14 protein-coding genes and 2 pseudogenes are annotated in these 17024 nt (G+C 41.7%); 7 read left to right on the top strand and 9 right to left on the bottom strand.

What is annotated here, in order from left to right:
• Positions 1-244: 244 nt before the first annotated feature.
• Positions 245-582 (bottom strand): annotated as a pseudogene (locus tag QY97_RS14880) (recombinase family protein); the annotation flags it as partial.
• A 497-nt stretch (positions 583-1079) separates the two neighbouring features.
• Here QY97_RS14880 and QY97_RS14875 point away from each other — a divergent pair.
• From QY97_RS14875 to QY97_RS14860, 4 genes are all read left to right on the top strand, one after another.
• Entirely contained in the window at positions 1080-1727 is a 648-nt protein-coding gene (locus QY97_RS14875; RefSeq protein ID WP_039236756.1) for a dTDP-4-dehydrorhamnose 3,5-epimerase family protein, read from the top strand.
• Positions 1727-2350: a hypothetical protein gene (locus QY97_RS14870; RefSeq protein ID WP_039236753.1), complete on the top strand. Its 624-nt coding sequence runs from the start codon at positions 1727-1729 to the stop codon at positions 2348-2350. The genes QY97_RS14875 and QY97_RS14870 overlap by 1 nt, the downstream gene beginning before the upstream one ends.
• A 27-nt stretch (positions 2351-2377) precedes the next feature.
• Complete coding sequence (locus QY97_RS14865; RefSeq protein ID WP_039236751.1) at positions 2378-2620, top strand: hypothetical protein; 243 nt, start codon at positions 2378-2380, stop codon at positions 2618-2620.
• Between the two features lie 71 nt (positions 2621-2691).
• Positions 2692-3933, top strand: coding sequence for an MFS transporter (locus QY97_RS14860; protein WP_046128769.1), 1242 nt, complete (start codon positions 2692-2694; stop codon positions 3931-3933).
• 298 nt (positions 3934-4231) lie between these two features.
• On the opposite strand, the pseudogene QY97_RS14855 reads toward QY97_RS14860, so the two are convergent.
• Both QY97_RS14855 and QY97_RS14850 read right to left on the bottom strand, forming a co-directional pair.
• A pseudogene (locus tag QY97_RS14855) lies at positions 4232-4903 on the bottom strand (MFS transporter); the annotation flags it as partial.
• A gap of 147 nt (positions 4904-5050) precedes the next feature.
• Entirely contained in the window at positions 5051-6487 is a 1437-nt protein-coding gene (locus QY97_RS14850) for a purine-cytosine permease family protein (protein ID WP_039236749.1), read from the bottom strand.
• A gap of 554 nt (positions 6488-7041) precedes the next feature.
• On the opposite strand from QY97_RS14850, the gene QY97_RS14845 reads away from it, so the two are divergent.
• The 3 genes from QY97_RS14845 to QY97_RS14835 all read left to right on the top strand — a co-directional run bounded on the left by QY97_RS14845 (position 7042) and on the right by QY97_RS14835 (position 10878).
• On the top strand, positions 7042-8034 hold the full coding sequence (locus tag QY97_RS14845; RefSeq protein ID WP_039236748.1) for a LacI family DNA-binding transcriptional regulator: 993 nt from the start codon (positions 7042-7044) through the stop codon (positions 8032-8034).
• 185 nt (positions 8035-8219) lie between these two features.
• Positions 8220-9623, top strand: a complete 1404-nt coding sequence (locus QY97_RS14840) for a membrane protein (protein ID WP_039236745.1) — start codon at positions 8220-8222, stop codon at positions 9621-9623.
• A gap of 40 nt (positions 9624-9663) precedes the next feature.
• On the top strand, positions 9664-10878 hold the full coding sequence (locus tag QY97_RS14835; protein ID WP_039236740.1) for an iron-containing alcohol dehydrogenase: 1215 nt from the start codon (positions 9664-9666) through the stop codon (positions 10876-10878).
• Positions 10879-10949: 71 nt separating this feature from the next.
• Here the strand turns inward: QY97_RS14835 and QY97_RS19640 are convergent, their stop codons facing one another.
• From QY97_RS19640 to QY97_RS14810, 6 genes are all read right to left on the bottom strand, one after another.
• A complete protein-coding gene (locus QY97_RS19640; protein ID WP_052725952.1) occupies positions 10950-11924 on the bottom strand; it encodes an S-layer homology domain-containing protein in 975 nt (324 codons plus the stop codon).
• A gap of 61 nt (positions 11925-11985) precedes the next feature.
• A complete protein-coding gene (locus tag QY97_RS20535) occupies positions 11986-12153 on the bottom strand; it encodes a hypothetical protein (RefSeq protein ID WP_157761912.1) in 168 nt (55 codons plus the stop codon).
• Positions 12154-12284: 131 nt separating this feature from the next.
• The gene (locus QY97_RS14825; RefSeq protein WP_039236737.1) at positions 12285-13151 is read right to left on the bottom strand and encodes an alpha/beta fold hydrolase; all 867 of its coding nucleotides are present in this window, start codon (positions 13149-13151) and stop codon (positions 12285-12287) included.
• 4 nt (positions 13152-13155) lie between these two features.
• Positions 13156-13554, bottom strand: a complete 399-nt coding sequence (locus QY97_RS14820; RefSeq protein WP_039236734.1) for a hypothetical protein — start codon at positions 13552-13554, stop codon at positions 13156-13158.
• Positions 13555-13740: 186 nt separating this feature from the next.
• Positions 13741-15648, bottom strand: a complete 1908-nt coding sequence (locus tag QY97_RS14815; protein ID WP_039236732.1) for a sigma-54-dependent Fis family transcriptional regulator — start codon at positions 15646-15648, stop codon at positions 13741-13743.
• A 397-nt stretch (positions 15649-16045) separates the two neighbouring features.
• Positions 16046-16936 (bottom strand): LysR family transcriptional regulator, encoded by an 891-nt coding sequence (locus QY97_RS14810; RefSeq protein ID WP_039236760.1) that lies wholly within the window; start codon positions 16934-16936, stop codon positions 16046-16048.
• Positions 16937-17024 lie beyond the last annotated feature (88 nt).

Genomic DNA, 17024 nt, shown 5'->3' with positions numbered 1-17024 from the left:
TGACTCCAGCAGCTTACCGGAGTCATCTCATCGCTGCGTAGAAAGCAGCATCTCTTTTTATTAAACTGTCTACTTTATAGGGCGCAATTCACATACGTATCAAATGCTCTTTTTTATTTGATTCAAACCGATGGACATCAGAAAAAGAAACTCCTGTGCTTCTTTTTCTTGCTTATGTAATTATGAATAAGCCAGCTCATGCAAAGACACGCTGCTCACTGACCACTGCTGTCGGTGTGGTTCGGACCTGCAACACAAGGTCGAAAATAAAAGATTCTAAGCTATCCTTATACTGGTCTGTATCAAGGAGCGGCATATCCCAAACGATAATCTCAGCTCCTATGTTGTTCGTAATGTCAATCCACTCTTCCAGGGTCATTTCCTTATTCCAGCCGAAACGGTCCAAGGAATGAATGTATAGTGCTCGCCTTCCCTCAAAATTCTCTTCAGTAGCTGGTATTGATCCGGTTAAAGTCCTTTCCGCTCTGCTTATCGATGAAAATATCCCGCTCCTCAATCCCCTTCTCCTTCATCGCTTCTATATTCTCTTCCTTCATTCTGATCCTTACTGCTAACACGTATGTATCCGGATTTACGGACGGATTAATTAACAAGGAAAATAGAAAGATCTCCGTTCGTAACTCTGTACTTTTACGAACTTTACTTAAAATGCTCTTTACACACTTTTGAATAAAAACATATGAAAGCGATTAAAAGTAACCTTTGCGAATTTAGTGATCAGTAGTTCCTTTAATACAGTGTTCCTAGTTCCAATATAAACCAATTGTATGATGCAGTGGAATGAAAGGTGACTTTCCTCCTTCTCTATGATTTTTCTTCTTTCATCCATAAATGAATCATTCTCTCCCTTGCAACGATTAGCAATTTTTTTGGTTAGAAAATCGTTACTTTATTACCAATATTAATAATTATTAGTATATTCTGTAATTTGGTAATAAAGTTTGAAGGATAAATAAGGATAAAAATCCAATTTTATCAACAGAGAAATCTTCACGATCCATCTGATTTCATTTTGACGAAGGACATAAAGGAAATAAATTAATGAAAGGACGTTTTTTATGTCATACGACCGTATCATCCAAAAAACTGAAATCGAAGGTTTGCACTTTGAGGAGAATTTAACGGTAGACAACCATCTATACAGTCATGTCATTGCTAGCTCTGGACCTGGCATCAGCGACTTTGTGACGCATAGCCCTTCATTCAAATACACACAGTACGGCATACATATTGGACAAGTAGATCGTTTAACATTCTTCGGAGATCCTAATCAGAAAATTACTGGTCACTTTGTGGATTGCCGCAAGGGTTCCCCTACGAGAAATAAGAAAGTTACACTCGAGTATTACCCGGATCCAAACAAGAAATTATTTATAGACCGCGGGATTGCTCACACGTTTGATGGGCTTGAGAATGTTTTAACCCGTGATGAACCAATCTGGTACATGTCTGTGGGAAACCCAGACTATAACATGGAGAATGATGTGATCAATGTTTCTCGCGATTTGCCGCTTGAGGACTTTCCGGCCGTTACAGTCAATCAATATCCTATCCCCCGGAAAGCTTATGAATTTGTACTCGAGCTGCAGCATTCTAGCATGACCGAGTTGCAGCATTACCCAACGAGAGTTCTCGTAGAAATCAACGGGGAAAACCGGTACGTCACGGTGCGTCCTAAAACCGAGAAAGAAAGGGTGGAGGAATAATGGCCGAGAACCAAGTAATACAAACAGAAATTGAAGGACTTTATTGGGACAGAAACTATTATGCCCAAACCGGTGAGGATAGTTATACTCTTGTAGCCAATAAAGGCCCGCTCGTATCCGATATCCTTCACTTTAAGAAAGACAAGTATCACGCCTACTTTTTATCCATTGGGCAAATTAATCGTTACACCTTCTTTGGAGACCCTACTCAAACGATAAAAGCTTCTTTCATTGATTGTCGAACAACCTCTAAGACACTTCATAAAAAAGTAGAAATGACCTTCACCCCTGATCCAACTAAACATCTTTATATCGAACGCGGCATAGCTGAACACTTTGAAAACTTAAAGAATATCACAGTAAGATCAGAACCAATATGGTTCGCAACAAATAAACCCAATGGTTACAACCTGGGAGAAGATACCATTGTTATTCCATTAAATACACCGGCTAACGAATTCCCGATGGTGTTTCCTAATGAGCTGCCTCTACCTAATGAAGCCTTGCAATTTGTCTTAAAAAGAGAACAAGAAGTGATTAAATCGAAAGAAAAGTACAGGCATTCTGTTGACTTAACATTAGAAGATAGGACGTACCGGCTTTCTCTAACGCCAAAAGCTTGAATTTCACATTGAAAGGGGGTGAATCAGATGACGACTAAAACTGGTGTATCAATCGAGGAGCTTGAAATGATGCTAAATGAAATTAAAGACCCTCAAGAGCGTGAAGGACTAAAAGCATTTATCGAAAACGTAGCTCCTAAATTGGTAGCTGAAAACACAGGTACATTCCTTGGGAAAATCAAGAGCTACTTTCTTGAACTGCCAGAGGATGCGACCATTGAAGCCGCTTTGGATCGTTTGAAAGAAGACTATCACGTAACAATCGAATAACGTACTTAACCATGCTTAAAGAACCTAAGGTTGCTGCCTTAGGTTCTTTAAAATCTGAAACAGGTGATGAAATGAAGGTTTTAAAGAATAAGTCTTTTCTCTTTATTACTAGCAGCCAATTTATTCACAAGATAGGTGAATGCTTGTACGACTTGCTTATGCCTTTACTGATCCTACATATTACAGGTTCCCCTATATTAATGGGGCTCATGTATATAGTTGGCGAAGCAGCCGAATTCTTAGTGTACTTATTTGGTGGAGCCATAGTAGATTCTATTAATAGAAAGAAGCTATTAATCGTTATTGCTATTCTTCAAGCAACCTTTATCTCCCTGCTCCCTATTGCTGAAGGAGTAGGCCAGCTGAATATTATTTTGTTATTTATTGTAGCGTTCATTATTGATATCTGTGTGTCTCTCTATGGAATTGCAGACATTTCTATCATCCCTCAAATCGTTGATAAAAAAGAATTACCTGAGGCGAATGGGATCATGCAAGTGTCTCTATCAACAGCGCAAGCCATTGGACCTGCTGTATCCGGGTTAATCATTGCCGCTTTAGGGTTATTTACAAGCGTTTGGGTGAACACGTTTGTATTTATCCTGCTTTTAACGACCTTTACCCTTATCAAATCATATAAAGACGATACACCGGATGAAAAGATTACTCCTAAGCTCATCTTAAATAACAGTATTGAAGGGCTCAAATTTACGTTAAAAGACAAGTTCCTAGCTCTATTAATTTTCTGGCAGGCCTTCTTTATTTTCGGTATTCACGGCAGTATTTTAATGTTAACCTTCCATATAAGTGAGTACCTCTCCCTTGGCAGTCAACATTTAGGGGTTGTCATGACTTTCGGAGCCGTTGGCGGCATTATAGGAGGGTTCCTGTTCCCTTATTTACATCGATCTGTAAAACCCGGATTGCTGTTACTATTGTCAGCTACACTGGTCGCCACCTCTTTCGCTTTATTGGCTTTAACGACCCATATACTGGCGATTGGAGTGGTATACGCCTTCACCTTACTAGGCATAAGCATGGTCTCTAGACTAATCGCTTTGTATATCCAATCCAATACCGAGAGCATATATATGGGACGTGTAATGGCAGCCACACGGCTTTTCACCAGCATTTTAGCGCCTTTGAGTATATTCATAGCAAGTTGGGTATCCGAAAGCTTTGGCACTCCAGCTTTATTTATCGCCAGCTCCATCACTATCCTGTTAACCGTCATACTAGCTTTTCCTTCAAGACTCAAGAAACATGATTGGAATATTGAAAACGACGCTGGAAAGGTAGCTAGTTCCCAATAATAAGAGATTAAACAATATCTAACACTTCAAGAAATCAAACGAAACCCCCCGTTTTCTGATTCAGGAAACGGGGTTTTTATGATTCAACCTGCAGTGAACATGAATAATAAAAAGCGGCCAGTACTTAATGTAGTCCTGGCCGCTTTTTTCAACTAAAAGGTGTTTTTAAACAATCACCCAGCATCTCGTTTTTCGATCAGCTGCTCTGCTTGTTGGCTGCAATATTTATAATGGTCAGTGTGAATACGTACCCATACACCTTCTCTGCTTTTTTTAAAATGGAAGTTCAGCACACTCCCTATTGTTTCTTTTTATCGAAAAGCAGCCATACTAGTGTCACCATCGCTGCAAGCATCACCATTAAAAAGCCATACAGAGGTGTATGTGCTAACGATTGATGGCGAATAATAAAACCTCCAATATAAGATCCTAAAAATATCCCTATGTTGAAAGCGGAAATATTCAATGCGGAGGCCATGGTAATCGCTGAAGGCACATATTTTTCAGATAACAGTACCGCATATAATTGCAGCCCCGGAACATTCATGAACATAAATAGACCCATGACTAGTACCATCATTAATCCGATGATCGGTGATTCCAGAGCGTAGCCAATGCCAAGTAACGCTAATGCAAGACCAACAAAAATAATGAAAATGGAACGAAGCGGATGTTGATTAGCGAAATGGCCGCCTAGTGTATTACCAATCGCTACGCAAATACCATAGATAACCAATATAATAACTATCGCATGTGGAGAGTACCCCATATATTGTTTCAAAATAGGTGAAACATACGTGTAGACAACGAAGGCACCACCGTATCCAATCGCTGTAATGAAAAGTATGAGTAACATGCGAATATTGCCTAACACTTTACCGATATCACGTAAAGAGATGGGATTGCCTTTCGATAATTGGCTAGGTACTAAAAAAGCATTACTAATTAAACCGATCACCCCAAAGAGAACATTGATTCTTTCATTCGTATGATTACAGTTCGTGGTTCTAATATGACGAGCCCATGGGCAAGCTTATTTATTGGTTTAAGAAGATCATCGCATCAAAAAAGCTCCCGCGTATCCACGCAGGAGCTTTGATTAAACCCTTTATTTGCATTAATCTACTGGTACTTCTTTTGTAAATGCTGACTTTTCTCTCTCTTTTTCTTTTTGGCGTTTGACCTTTACTTCCTCAGGCTCTTTACTGTAGTATCTTCCCTTCGTATAGACAGCTACGGCAATAGTGAGGAGTGAGGCTAGGACAGCCGCAAAGAAAGTGGCTGTATTTTGCAGAAATGTTCCCATGTACCCTAGTGCCGCAATCGTTCCAAGCACACTAGAGATAATTAATGGGGCCACCCCAACAGGATTCCATTTATATAATTTTTCCTGTCTCGCTTCATATTCCTTCGGGCCAATGTTGAGCAGCTTCTTCACGACTAAGGCATCTGTTACTAAAATAGCCGCCCATGCCATTAAGAGAACCCCTTGGAACGTCATGGCACTACCTAAATAATCTAGTATACCGCCAAGCATGAGCGCCATCGATACGACGCCTGCGACAACCACCCAAAAGCGACGATCAGGCTTGAAATGAAATACATTCTCAAAAAAATTGGACAATGACAGGGAAGCACTATAAATATTGGTCACGTTAATACGAAGTTGGGTTAGCATCGTAAAAACGACTCCACCTAGTCCAAGAATTGTGACAATATAAACCCCCGGATTTGATTCAGCTAACCGGACACCAAACCATATTCCGAGTAAGCCCATGACACCAAAACAGAAAATTTGCGGAATAAATCCGATCATAACGGATCCAAGTTTAATGTCCTTCGGCTTAAGGAAGCGCGCATAATCTGACGCAATTAAGGCGGTTAATCCCATGATCCCGTGTTGCATACCGATACATAATAACAGAGCTGTTCCGCCTATCTGTACACCTTCTGGCATATACGTCCAAAATTGGCCATCATATTGAGACGGCATATTCGCTGCGACCGCGATGACCGCAATTAAAAAGATAAAGAAGATCGGCAATGACCATTTTTGTAGTTTATCCAATTGTTTAATACCAAACCAATTGAGCGGGATGACAATGGATCCAAACACGATAATTAAAAGCCATAGTGGAATTTCGGGGAAAAATGCATGTACGGCGGAGACGAGGATCATCCCCTCAAAGGCACAATACATGATGAAATTCGATGCGTATATTAATGAGGTTAACGAAGCACCGATGTACCCAAACCCTTGTCTAGACATAAGGTTTACGTTCATTCCTGACTTCGCGGATAAATAGGCAATGACTGTACCTAAGACTCCAGCAATGACAATGGCATAAATCGCTGAAATAATAGCATTCATTGCCCCATACTGAAGGGCCATCACACTACCTGTTTGGAAATAAAAGATTGCTGTCGCAATACCAAATGTTATGTTGGTTATGCTAAACCATCCCATCTTCCGTTTTTCTACCGGAACCTTGTCAAATGAATAATCGTCTTTTACTTCTTCTTGTTGGAGATCTCTAGTCTGATCTACACTCACGCAATCATCCTTTCATGATGCTCCTCACATCCTGCCCCCTTCCTTCGTTTTATTTTTTCACATTCAATCTACACCCTCTCAAGATTGAATGCTTGCTTCAGGGAGTAATAGAATGTGATTTTTTGAGCAAATTTTTATTTTAGAAAAGGAAATATATCCCCTTTCGCAGACTGCGTTTGTCCGCACCATTAATATTATATACACAATAAGTTGACATAATCAACCGCTCTCGGGAAAACAGTACTTAATGAGCCCTTTAAAAAGGACATTTTCACCTCCATTTCACACACCAAACCCATGCATTAATGCGAATAAACATGCATGAGGAACCCATCTATGTTCAGCCTTAAACATGATCGCAGCAAAGAGTCAAATAAGTAAGACTAGCTGCCGCAGTTGGTCTTACATCAGCCGTCTCCCCTCTCTATAGTCCAAACGTCACGCCTGATTAAAAAAAGAAAGGTACATATAGTCAACTTGTTTAATATGTTGTATGATCACATCAAATGAGAATATAAAACAAGACACTTTTCTTTATAAAGGAGGCGACACTCTTGGTCTCATCGAAGGATGTTGCAAAGCATGCCGGCGTGTCTCAAACGACCGTTTCGCGCGTGTTAAATACACCTGAATTAGTCAAACAACCGACCCTCGATAAAGTGAGAAAAGCGATTCATGAATTGAACTATGTCCCGAACGCTCATGCGCGGTCACTCGTTCAAAACAAAACGAACACCATCGCCCTTCTCTCAGGGCCATTGCATAACCCCTTTTTCGTTGATACGACCACCGCGATCGTCAACTATGCGAATGAAAAAGGGTATCGCGTCAATGTACAGTTCGTCCACGATCACCAATTAACAGAAGCGTATGCGGCTGCGTTTGAAAACAAAGTGGACGGCATGATCTTATCGTGTATTTTGTTTGATGATCCGATCTTTCAAAAGCTGAAACAAATGAATATCCCGTTCATTACATACAACCGCAAGCATGCCAGGAATGAATATTTCGTTGAAATCGATAATTTTGAAGCCGGCTATTTGTCAGCCAAGCATATGATTGAACTCGGACATAAAAGGATTGCCTGGGTGGGCGGGCCGTTAACCGTCAGTACCTTTCATCATCGGTATCTCGGCTTTCTGCAAGCGATGAAGGATTTTAACTTACCGGCATCAGACCCATATATTTATAACACCGATACGTCTAAAGAAGACATTTCCCATGCCTTCAATCAGTTAATCCATCTGGAGCACCGCCCTACCTCCATTTGCGCAGGAGCAGATTCCATTGCGCTAAATTTAATGGATGATGCGATCCAGGCGGACTTAGCCATCCCTGATGACTTAAGTATCATCGGAATCGATAATGTCGATATTAGCCGCCACGGAAGACTTCAACTGACGACGGTAGGCAGTATTTCAGAGGAAAACCTGGGCTATTTAGCTATACGGGAATTGATTGAAATGATTGAAAATAAAAAAAATAGTTGCATTAAAATCACAGAATCTGTTAAAGTCTTCAATAGAAGCACGACAAAAAAGGTTTAGCTTTTTTGAAAATGAATACGTAACCATTCTTTTGCAAGCTCTTTCATTACATAAAGCTCAGAGCGTTCCATCGACGCTGCGAGCTTCCTGACGGTAAAAATGGTTACGTATTCATAAAAAGTTCAGAAGGTTTTGCCTATTGGTTTGTGTAAGGGTTTACAACAGTATAAGGAGGGAGAAATCTCATGAAGTGGAAAACACGTCAATATGGCGAAGAGTCTCCATACATACCAGCAGGCCCCTTTAAGGTTCGGCTGCCCTTCATTCATTACCGGTTTGAATGGCCAGATTACGTGCAGGGTTTGCTTATGTGTGCGGTCGATTTGTCAGCCATTCCCCTGTTAATTGATCTGTTGGGGATGCCATTTGAAGTGGCCTTAGCCATTGTCGTATTAAACGGTCTTTTTTATTTGCTTCATCATTTACTCGGAGACCCAGCTGTGCCAGGATGGATTACCCCGGCGATTCCATTGATCTTATTGTACTGCCAGCAATTCCCTGAAGGTCCTGAGCGGGTACACGCCTTAATCGCCTTTCAGATGACACTCGGTATTTTGTCTTTATTATTAGGGGCTACAGGCTTGGCCTCGAAAGTCGTTCAATTCATCCCTTCAGCTATCAAATCAGGCGTTATTCTCGGAGCCGGATTTGCGGCGGTTATTTCTGTATTTGAAGTTGGCGGAAGATTTGAACAGTTCCCATGGACGATCACGATTGCGATCGGGATCGGGTTTTATCTTTTATTCTCGAAGCATTTTATACAGCTTCAAACCCGGAACTACTTTTGGGGAACCGTGGCGAAGCTAGGGATTTTCCCGGTCATCCTTTTAGCTGTTATCCTTGCTCCCCTATTCGGTGAAGCACCATGGCCAAAGATCGAATGGGGCTTCTCAACGCCGGACTTTGCGACATTATGGAGTGAATACACGGTATTCGGGTTAGGGCTTCCGCCATTGATGATGTTCATCACCGCTCTCCCTACCGTGCTGGCCACTTACATCGTGTTGTTCGGTGATGTCCTGCAAACAAAAGCGTTAGTTGAGGACGGGGCTGCGGAACGCCCGGATGAAAAGGTTGAATACAACCCAAGCCGCGCCCATTTAATTTTTGGCATCCGCAACAGCTCGATGAGTATTCTTGGGCCCGATGTAACGATGTGTGGCCCGTTATGGTCCGCTATGCAAGTCGTCATGATTGAGCGGTTTAAAAAAGGACGCAAAGCGATGGATTCCTTCTTCGGAGGCGTCGGTTCCTTCCGCTGGGGGACAAACACCGGGTTATTTTTACTTCCAATTGTAAGTTTACTTGAACCGATTCTAGGCGTCGCTTTAGCTTTGACGCTGCTCATTCAAGGGTACGTCAGTGTGAAAGTCGGTATCCTCGAGTCACGCAGCCAGCGCGATTTGGGCATCGCCGGTATTATTGGTGCCGTGCTTTGCATTAAAGGCGCCGCATGGGCATTTGCAACAGGCGTCATCCTTTGTCTCTTAATCTATGGAAAAGACTTCTTCAAAGGAGAAGTGGATGAAACATTCAAAAAAGACTCTCCAGACAACCTGAAAAACGACGAAAAGGAAGAAGTCATCTAATCCAACATCATTCACAACATCTTAACCAGGAGGAATCAATATGACTGAAAAGATTACATTGCCACCTACTAGTTACACAGGCTGGGGGTCTTTATCCCACCTGTTAGATGAGGTCAATCGATTTAATGCAAAAAAAATCTTAGTGATCACGGATCCATTGTTAAAAGACATTGGATTGACGGATAAAGTAGTGAACCCGCTGGACGAAGCAGGCTACTCCATTGACGTGTATACAGACGTCGTGCCGGAGCCTCCCCTCGCGGTTGGTGAAAAGCTAGTGGCATACACGCGGGACAACCAATTCGATATGGTGATCGGTGTCGGCGGCGGCAGCGCGCTGGATCTCACAAAGCTTGCCGGTGTACTAGCGGTACACGAGGGCAGTGTGGCGGATTACCTAAACTTAACCGGAACAAAGAAGGTCACGAAAAAAGGACTTCCTTCCATCTTGATTCCAACGACTTCCGGGACCGGTTCAGAGGTGACAAACATCTCGGTCTTATCTCTCGAAACGACCAAAGATGTCGTGACCCATGATTATTTATTAGCGGACGCGGCTATTGTGGATCCGGCTTTAACGATTTCCCTGCCGCCGAAAGTAACAGCGGCGACGGGAATCGACGCCCTTACGCATGCGGTGGAAGCCTATGTGTCTAAATTCGCAAGCCCTGTTTCAGACGCCTTAGCCTTAAAGGCCATTACCTTAATCAGCAATTCCCTTCGCACAGCGGTATCAAACGGTAAAGATAAACAGGCCCGCACAGATATGAGCTACGGAAGCTACCTGGCTGGCCTCGCCTTCTTCAATGCAGGTGTGGCAGGCGTTCACGCACTGGCTTACCCGCTAGGCGGCCAGTTCCACATTGCCCACGGCGATTCGAACGCGGTCTTGCTCCCTTACGTCATGGGCTATATTCGCCAAAGCTGCGAGAAGCGAATGAAGGATATTTATGAAGCCATGGGCTTCAGCTCTGCCCATCTCTCTCAGGAAGAAGCCTCCTACAAATGTGTAGCAGAGTTAAAGCGATTGGTCGAGGATGTACAGATCCCTTCCTCCTTGCAGGGCTTTAGCATTACGTCAGACGCGCTTGAAGGATTAACCAATGACGCCGTTCAACAAAAGCGGATTCTTGCACGCAGCCCGATGCCTTTATTAAAACAAGACATTTATTCCATCTATAAAGCCGCATTTGATGGGGTTATTGTTGAAAAAGGTGCTGCAGCTAAAGATCCATCTGAAGCTTCGATTTCTTGAAGCTATTAAACAAAAAGAAGAGGCTGCCGGTTGGCAGTCTCTTCTTTTTGTTTAGAGTACATGGATTGCAATTACTTAATTGTTTTCAGGTTGTATAGCGCATTGGTTAATCTGTATTGAATGCTTTCAAACATCTTTGCTTCATTTGTCTTAAGCAGGTTAGGATTAGGATGCATGTATGGGTGCTCCCCGACACTCTGATAGTAATAGTAGTAATGATTATGCTTTTTAATCAAATCGAATGGTGCCCCTTCATAATAACCTAGCTTTGATGTTGGAATGATATAAACAGACGCAAGGTAAGGCTTGTAGCCAAGGTGCTTGGTGTTATTGTAATAAAAGTGTGTTGAACGGACGCCATCCTCACCAATCTCATCCTCAAACATCATTTCAGTCTTCATGTAATTAGTCAATTCCAGCTGATAATTAAAACTGCTGTGGTTAAAAGTGAAAGTCTTAAAATCTTCATTTAAAACTTTTGCCAGAAACACAGAGAACTGAGCACGAGTCAGTGTGGTATAAGGTCTAAAGGTGCCATCAGGATAACCTATGGTAATATTGTGGTCTGCTAAGGCTGAAATATATGGCTTTGCCCAGTAGTCTGACGGTACATCTTTGAAACTCGTATTATTAGCGGCTCTTAACTTAAAAGCCGAAGCGATCATTCTAGCCGCTAATTGACGTGTCATTGGCTCATTCGGGTTCAAATAAGTACTTTTCGGAAAAAGCCCCTCATCCATAATAGCGGCAGCGTGTTTATATCCGCTATTCATCACAGATACATCTTTAAAGCCCGGAGCTGGACGATTCGATAAATCCAAGTTTAATGCATTAGCCATCATAATCATTGCCTGTATTCGAGTAACAGGTGCCTGCGGGCGGAAAGAACCATCGATAAAACCATTAATAATCTTTTTGTCTGTTAAATATGTAATTTCATCCCTTGCCCAATAGGTATCCCCTACATCTCGAAATGCAGCTGAAGCGGCAATAGCGCTGGTAAAAAATAAACAGCAAGCTATAATCATACTAAAGAATACCTTCAAAAAAATCCCTCCCATTTTAATTAATTAAATTATTAATCCCCCTTTCTAAGGTACCATATTCTTAGGTCAAAAGATATAATATTTGGATATAAAAACCATTAATAAGTGAATAAGAAAAGCCCTTAATTGATTGGATTTTTTGTGCTTGATTGTAAAAAAATTCATAAGCCTCTTCAACTTTTTGTTCTGTTTCATGCAATGGATCTAGGTGATTATTGATCAAATTCAACCACTAGTAACCTCCTTGTTAATTATTAGAATGCAAGAATGAAATAAACTCAAAAAGCCTCAAACCAACACGGGTTCGAGGCTTTTCATTCATCTTCGTTCTGCCACCTTTAAATCCTAAACTGTTACTTCTTATTTCACTAACGATTTTTCCTTAGTTAAAATATCTTGCAAAACCTCTTCCAAATACTTAACGAACACTTGATGGTTTTCACTCATCGGAAAGTGGCCGATCTCTTTCATTTCTACAAATTTAGCTCCAGTAATTTGATCGGCTGTCCGCTTGGAGTCCTCAGGCGTAGAAAGATAATCGTATTCGCCAGTCATGAGATACACCGGGCATTTATTGGTATCTATTTGATCGAGCTTTCCGCGCAGGTCATGGTCTACACTATAAAAGTAAAGGTCTCCCTTAAACACGCCTGGAGCACCTTGGCTATAGTACCACCAGGTCAAGCGGCGGTCTTTTTCCGGACTTTGCGGAGCCATTAACCCCCAAACTCCAGATGCACAAACCTCCCCTCCATGAGTATGAGGATGATGCCACCATTCCTGATAGAACCCTGGAGTATGATCCGCTGCTTCAACCGGTATCGTCGCACGGAAATAATCTGGATATTCAAGTGCTAATTGAAGAGCGGCATTTCCTCCAAAAGAGCTTCCCATAAAAATCGGGTTTTCTAAATCAAGCGCTTCACAGAAGTTGCGGACAAACTGGACATAAAAGCTTGTGGTCAGCTTGTACTCCTCCTTCCACCATTCCACACCATGAGGAGGATCAGATTTGCCGTGTCTCGGCAGGTCATAAGCAATGACTCTAAAGTTTTTGGTGATGTTTTTGTCCTCTAGTAAGTCGCGCCATTGTCTAGAATCGCATCCGGCTGTGTGTTGACAAACCAATGGAATGCCTTGTCCATTTTCTTCGAAGTAAACTTTATATTCGACACCTTCGACATCTACGTATACATATTGTCCTTTAACCGGAGATAATTTTCCCATCCTCTTACGCCCCCTTAACTAATGATTTATTTACTTCTCTTGTGACATCGAGATAACGGACTATGTATCTCAAGTTGGCCATTAACTCTTGAATATTTCCTTCTAACTTCATATTTCCTTGGAAGAAGGCCGCAAAAAGCTCATGAAACATTGGAGGCGGTACCGGCTGGGTGAATTTATTCCAAGCTTCTAAACTTCCCCGAATGGCGAAACTCCACTCATCTAAAGATCCCTTTTCAAAAAAGTTAACCATTTTTCCTTCTTTGATTTGTACTACGTATTCCTTTGAACCAATCTGCAGAAGAAAATTCACATTACAATACTTACCGATCACATTTAACTCGGTGTCGGAGTTTACAGTCTCCTGAAAACTTTTCATCCATTCTGCTGAACCTACTGTCATAAATAAACCTCCCTTAATTTGAACTTCAATCCATCTATTGCAATACGCGTGCCATATTACAGAATATTAAGAATACTGTTTTCAGATAGGAGGTAACAGGGTTTCTAGCAAACTACATAAATATTAACTTCTCTAAATTTGTATTTTTGACCGCTCGCTGTCCGGACAGCAGGACAGCTTTCTGCCTTACTGAAGATTGTATTTTTCGATTTTGCGATATAATGCACTTCTTGATATACCGATCTCTTTCGCTGCTTTTGACCGGTTCCCTCCCGCTTCCCTTAAGACATGAGAAATATACTCTTTTTCATTCACTTCTTCTTTTGGATCTTCATCCAGCATTAAAAACTCATGTGCATGGAGCAAATCGAATGTATCTTCGTCATGGAGGTACACGATTCGTTCGGCCATATTCCTTAACTCTCGTATATTTCCCGGCCAGCTATAACTTCTCAAGGCATCTATTGCTTCTTGAGTAAAAGTGATCGCTTGCCGTTGTGCCTTTTTACAGATTTCATTTGTAATATGGGTCAAAATCATTTCAAAATCCTCGGTTCGTTCCCGAAGAGGCGGTATTTTCACATTAAAGACATTTAATCGATAATAAAGATCCTCTCGAAATTCTCCCTGTTCGACTAATTGTTTGAGGTTTTTATTTGTGGCTGCTAGAAAACGAACATTGATCGGAACGGGGCGGTTTCCTCCAATCCTTACGATTTGTTTTTCTTCTAATGCTCTAAGCAATGTGGCTTGCAGGTCTAAGGGCAGATCACCTATTTCATCTAAAAAAATGGTACCATTGTTAGATGCCTCGATTTTACCCATTTGCCCTTTTTGCTTGGCCCCTGTAAACGCTCCGCTCTCATACCCAAATAATTCCGACGTTATCAATTCTCTAGGGAGCGCTGCACAGTTTAGTGCTGTATAAGGATAAATACTTCGATTACTCTGATGATGGATAAACCGTGCCATAAAATCTTTTCCTACTCCACTTTCTCCATTGATGAGAATGCAGGCATCACTTTTCGATGCCTTTTTAGCCATCTGGACGGTTTTCCTGAAAACAGGGTTTTTACTGTGAAAGAGAGGATTCTCTGATTTTTTCTTAGTTTGAGGTGCGGTCTCTCTGCTTCTATCTTCAATCAACAAAACAGTAGCTAATGGTCTTCCCTCAAGGGCCAATTCTTTTCTATCAATAAAATACTTGTTTCCTCCCAACTCTAATTCAGTTGAGATTAATTCTCTAAGATGTTGGGCGGATGTCTCTCCTCTTTCATTAAGCCGCTCCAAAAAAGCTTCAGCTGGATTGTTTTTATATAGTTCCACACCTAAATTGTCAAATGATAATATGCCTGTTCGATCATTAATCTTAGGGACATAATCAGCTAATATATGTGATAAGACTTGTTCTTTAATTTTCACTTTGTTAAATTGGTATCTCGCACTTATGGCTTGGGCCCCGGCGGCTGCTAGGGTATATAATTCCTTTAAATCATTTTTAGGCCCCATACGGCAAACATCAAAGGTTCCTATATGTTTTCCTTGCACAATAATTGGGCATGCAGAACAATCCCAAGAACGAAGGGCTAGACAATAGTGTTCACTGCCAGAAGTGACAAAGGAACTTCGTGTTCTAATAGCAATGGAGAGTCCTGTTGAGCCGACATTCTCCTCGGTCCATCGCGCACCTACAAAGATGCCGGACTGGTCAGCCAGCTTTTGTGATTTTTTGTCTGTAGCCATTTCCACCAAGTATCCATCTGTATCGGCCAATAGAAGAAGGTACCCTCCCCCCTTCAAACGCTTGCGAAGCTCTTCCATAATCGGTCTTGCCGCAACGATTAGCTCGTGATTCTCTTTTCTTCTTCTGTCTACTTCATCAGGAGAAAGGTAGGAAAAAACCTCTGTTCGTTCATGGGAAACCCCCAGGCTTTTACACCTGTTCCAAGATTGCAAAACCTCTTTTCGAATATCTATGTCAGTTCTGCCGTCTATAACAAATTGCTTCCATTTTATATCGCTCACAATAAGCTCCCCTCCAACATATGCTATATATTCGCAATCACATGTTTTGCCCTTGACCCGACCGAGCATTGCTTAGGTCTCTAGCACTCTATTAACAAACCTGTTTACATGTATTGTCTGTTTAGTAGCGTTCCTGGAACACTCCTGCTTCTCTTTAGGCAAAAATGTTTTCATTTATTCTAATTAAAGTAAATTAAATATTCAAATAATTGAGACCTCGCCGAAAAGCAGGAAGAACTCGGATTGAATAAACCACATTAATCAAAGAAAAAGCCTCGTCGCAAGACGCAGGCTTTTTTATTTCGGCGGAAGCTTCACTAGCTGTATCTCACTCGGGCCCACATTTCGTAAGTACCCCCTCCTTTGCCGACCCTTCCTATGAATCAACGAGTCTATCATGCGAAAAGCAGTCGCTCGATAAACATGAATATTTCGGTATCCGAATAGAAGAATAGGTGTTAGCCAGTCAAACTGTATCCAAGTCTGACGACTCACCTAGCCATGATTTCAAATAGTCGATGAATTTTTTTGTGGCTGGCGCAAGGGTTTTAAAAGACGTAGCGGCGATTCCGATGGTGCGGTAATTTTCTCCCTCTAACGTAAGCTTTCGAACATTATCTGGCACCCAGTGTAAGATCATTTCAGGAAGGATACTGATGCCCATGCCGTTTTCAACCATTGAAATAATCGCATGGTCATCTATCAGTTCAAACCTTACATTAGGGGTCACCTTGTTTTCTTTTAAAATTCGTGCCAGGTCATTATCGCTCCCTTTTTTCGACTTAATGAGAGGCTCGTCTTTGATCATGTCAAAACTAACCTCCTTTTGATCGGCAAGAGGATGATCATCTGGGAGGATACAAAGCATTTGATCTTTCTTTAAAGGAATCACTTCAAAGTATGGTGAGGTGGGCAGAGAAACGAAACCAAAGTCAACCGCCCCCGTTGAGATCCAACGCTCGATATCATCATAATCCCCTTCTAACAGTTCAATCTCAATCGAAGGGTGATGCTCATGAAAGATTTTCATCATTTCAGGCAGCCAGTGAATGGATACACTTGAAAACGTGCCGATTCGTACGGTACCGATTTCCAGGCCATTGATATTAGCGATTTCTTGCACCATGTCCTCGTTCCATTTCAGCATTTCACGTACGTATGTCAAGATGCGTTCCCCATTACTGGTCAGCTGGACCCCTGAACGCCCTCGATTAAGGATAGAAAATCCCCATTCGGATTCAAGGCTGGTAATGGCATGACTTACCGCCGACTGGCTTAAACCGAGTGCTTCACCTGCCTTCGTCAGGCTTCCTAATTCCACGACGGTACTGAATACCTCAAACTTAGCAAGAGACAGCTGAACCACTCCCTTTATATGAAATTTATTCATGTTAATGTTTGAAAACATTCATTTTTCTAATTTTAATTTTACAATTATACTTATA

Source organism: Bacillus thermotolerans (assembly GCF_000812025.2).
GTDB lineage: Bacteria > Bacillota > Bacilli > Bacillales > Domibacillaceae > Quasibacillus > Quasibacillus thermotolerans.
This window is presented reverse-complemented; position numbering and strand designations above follow the sequence as displayed.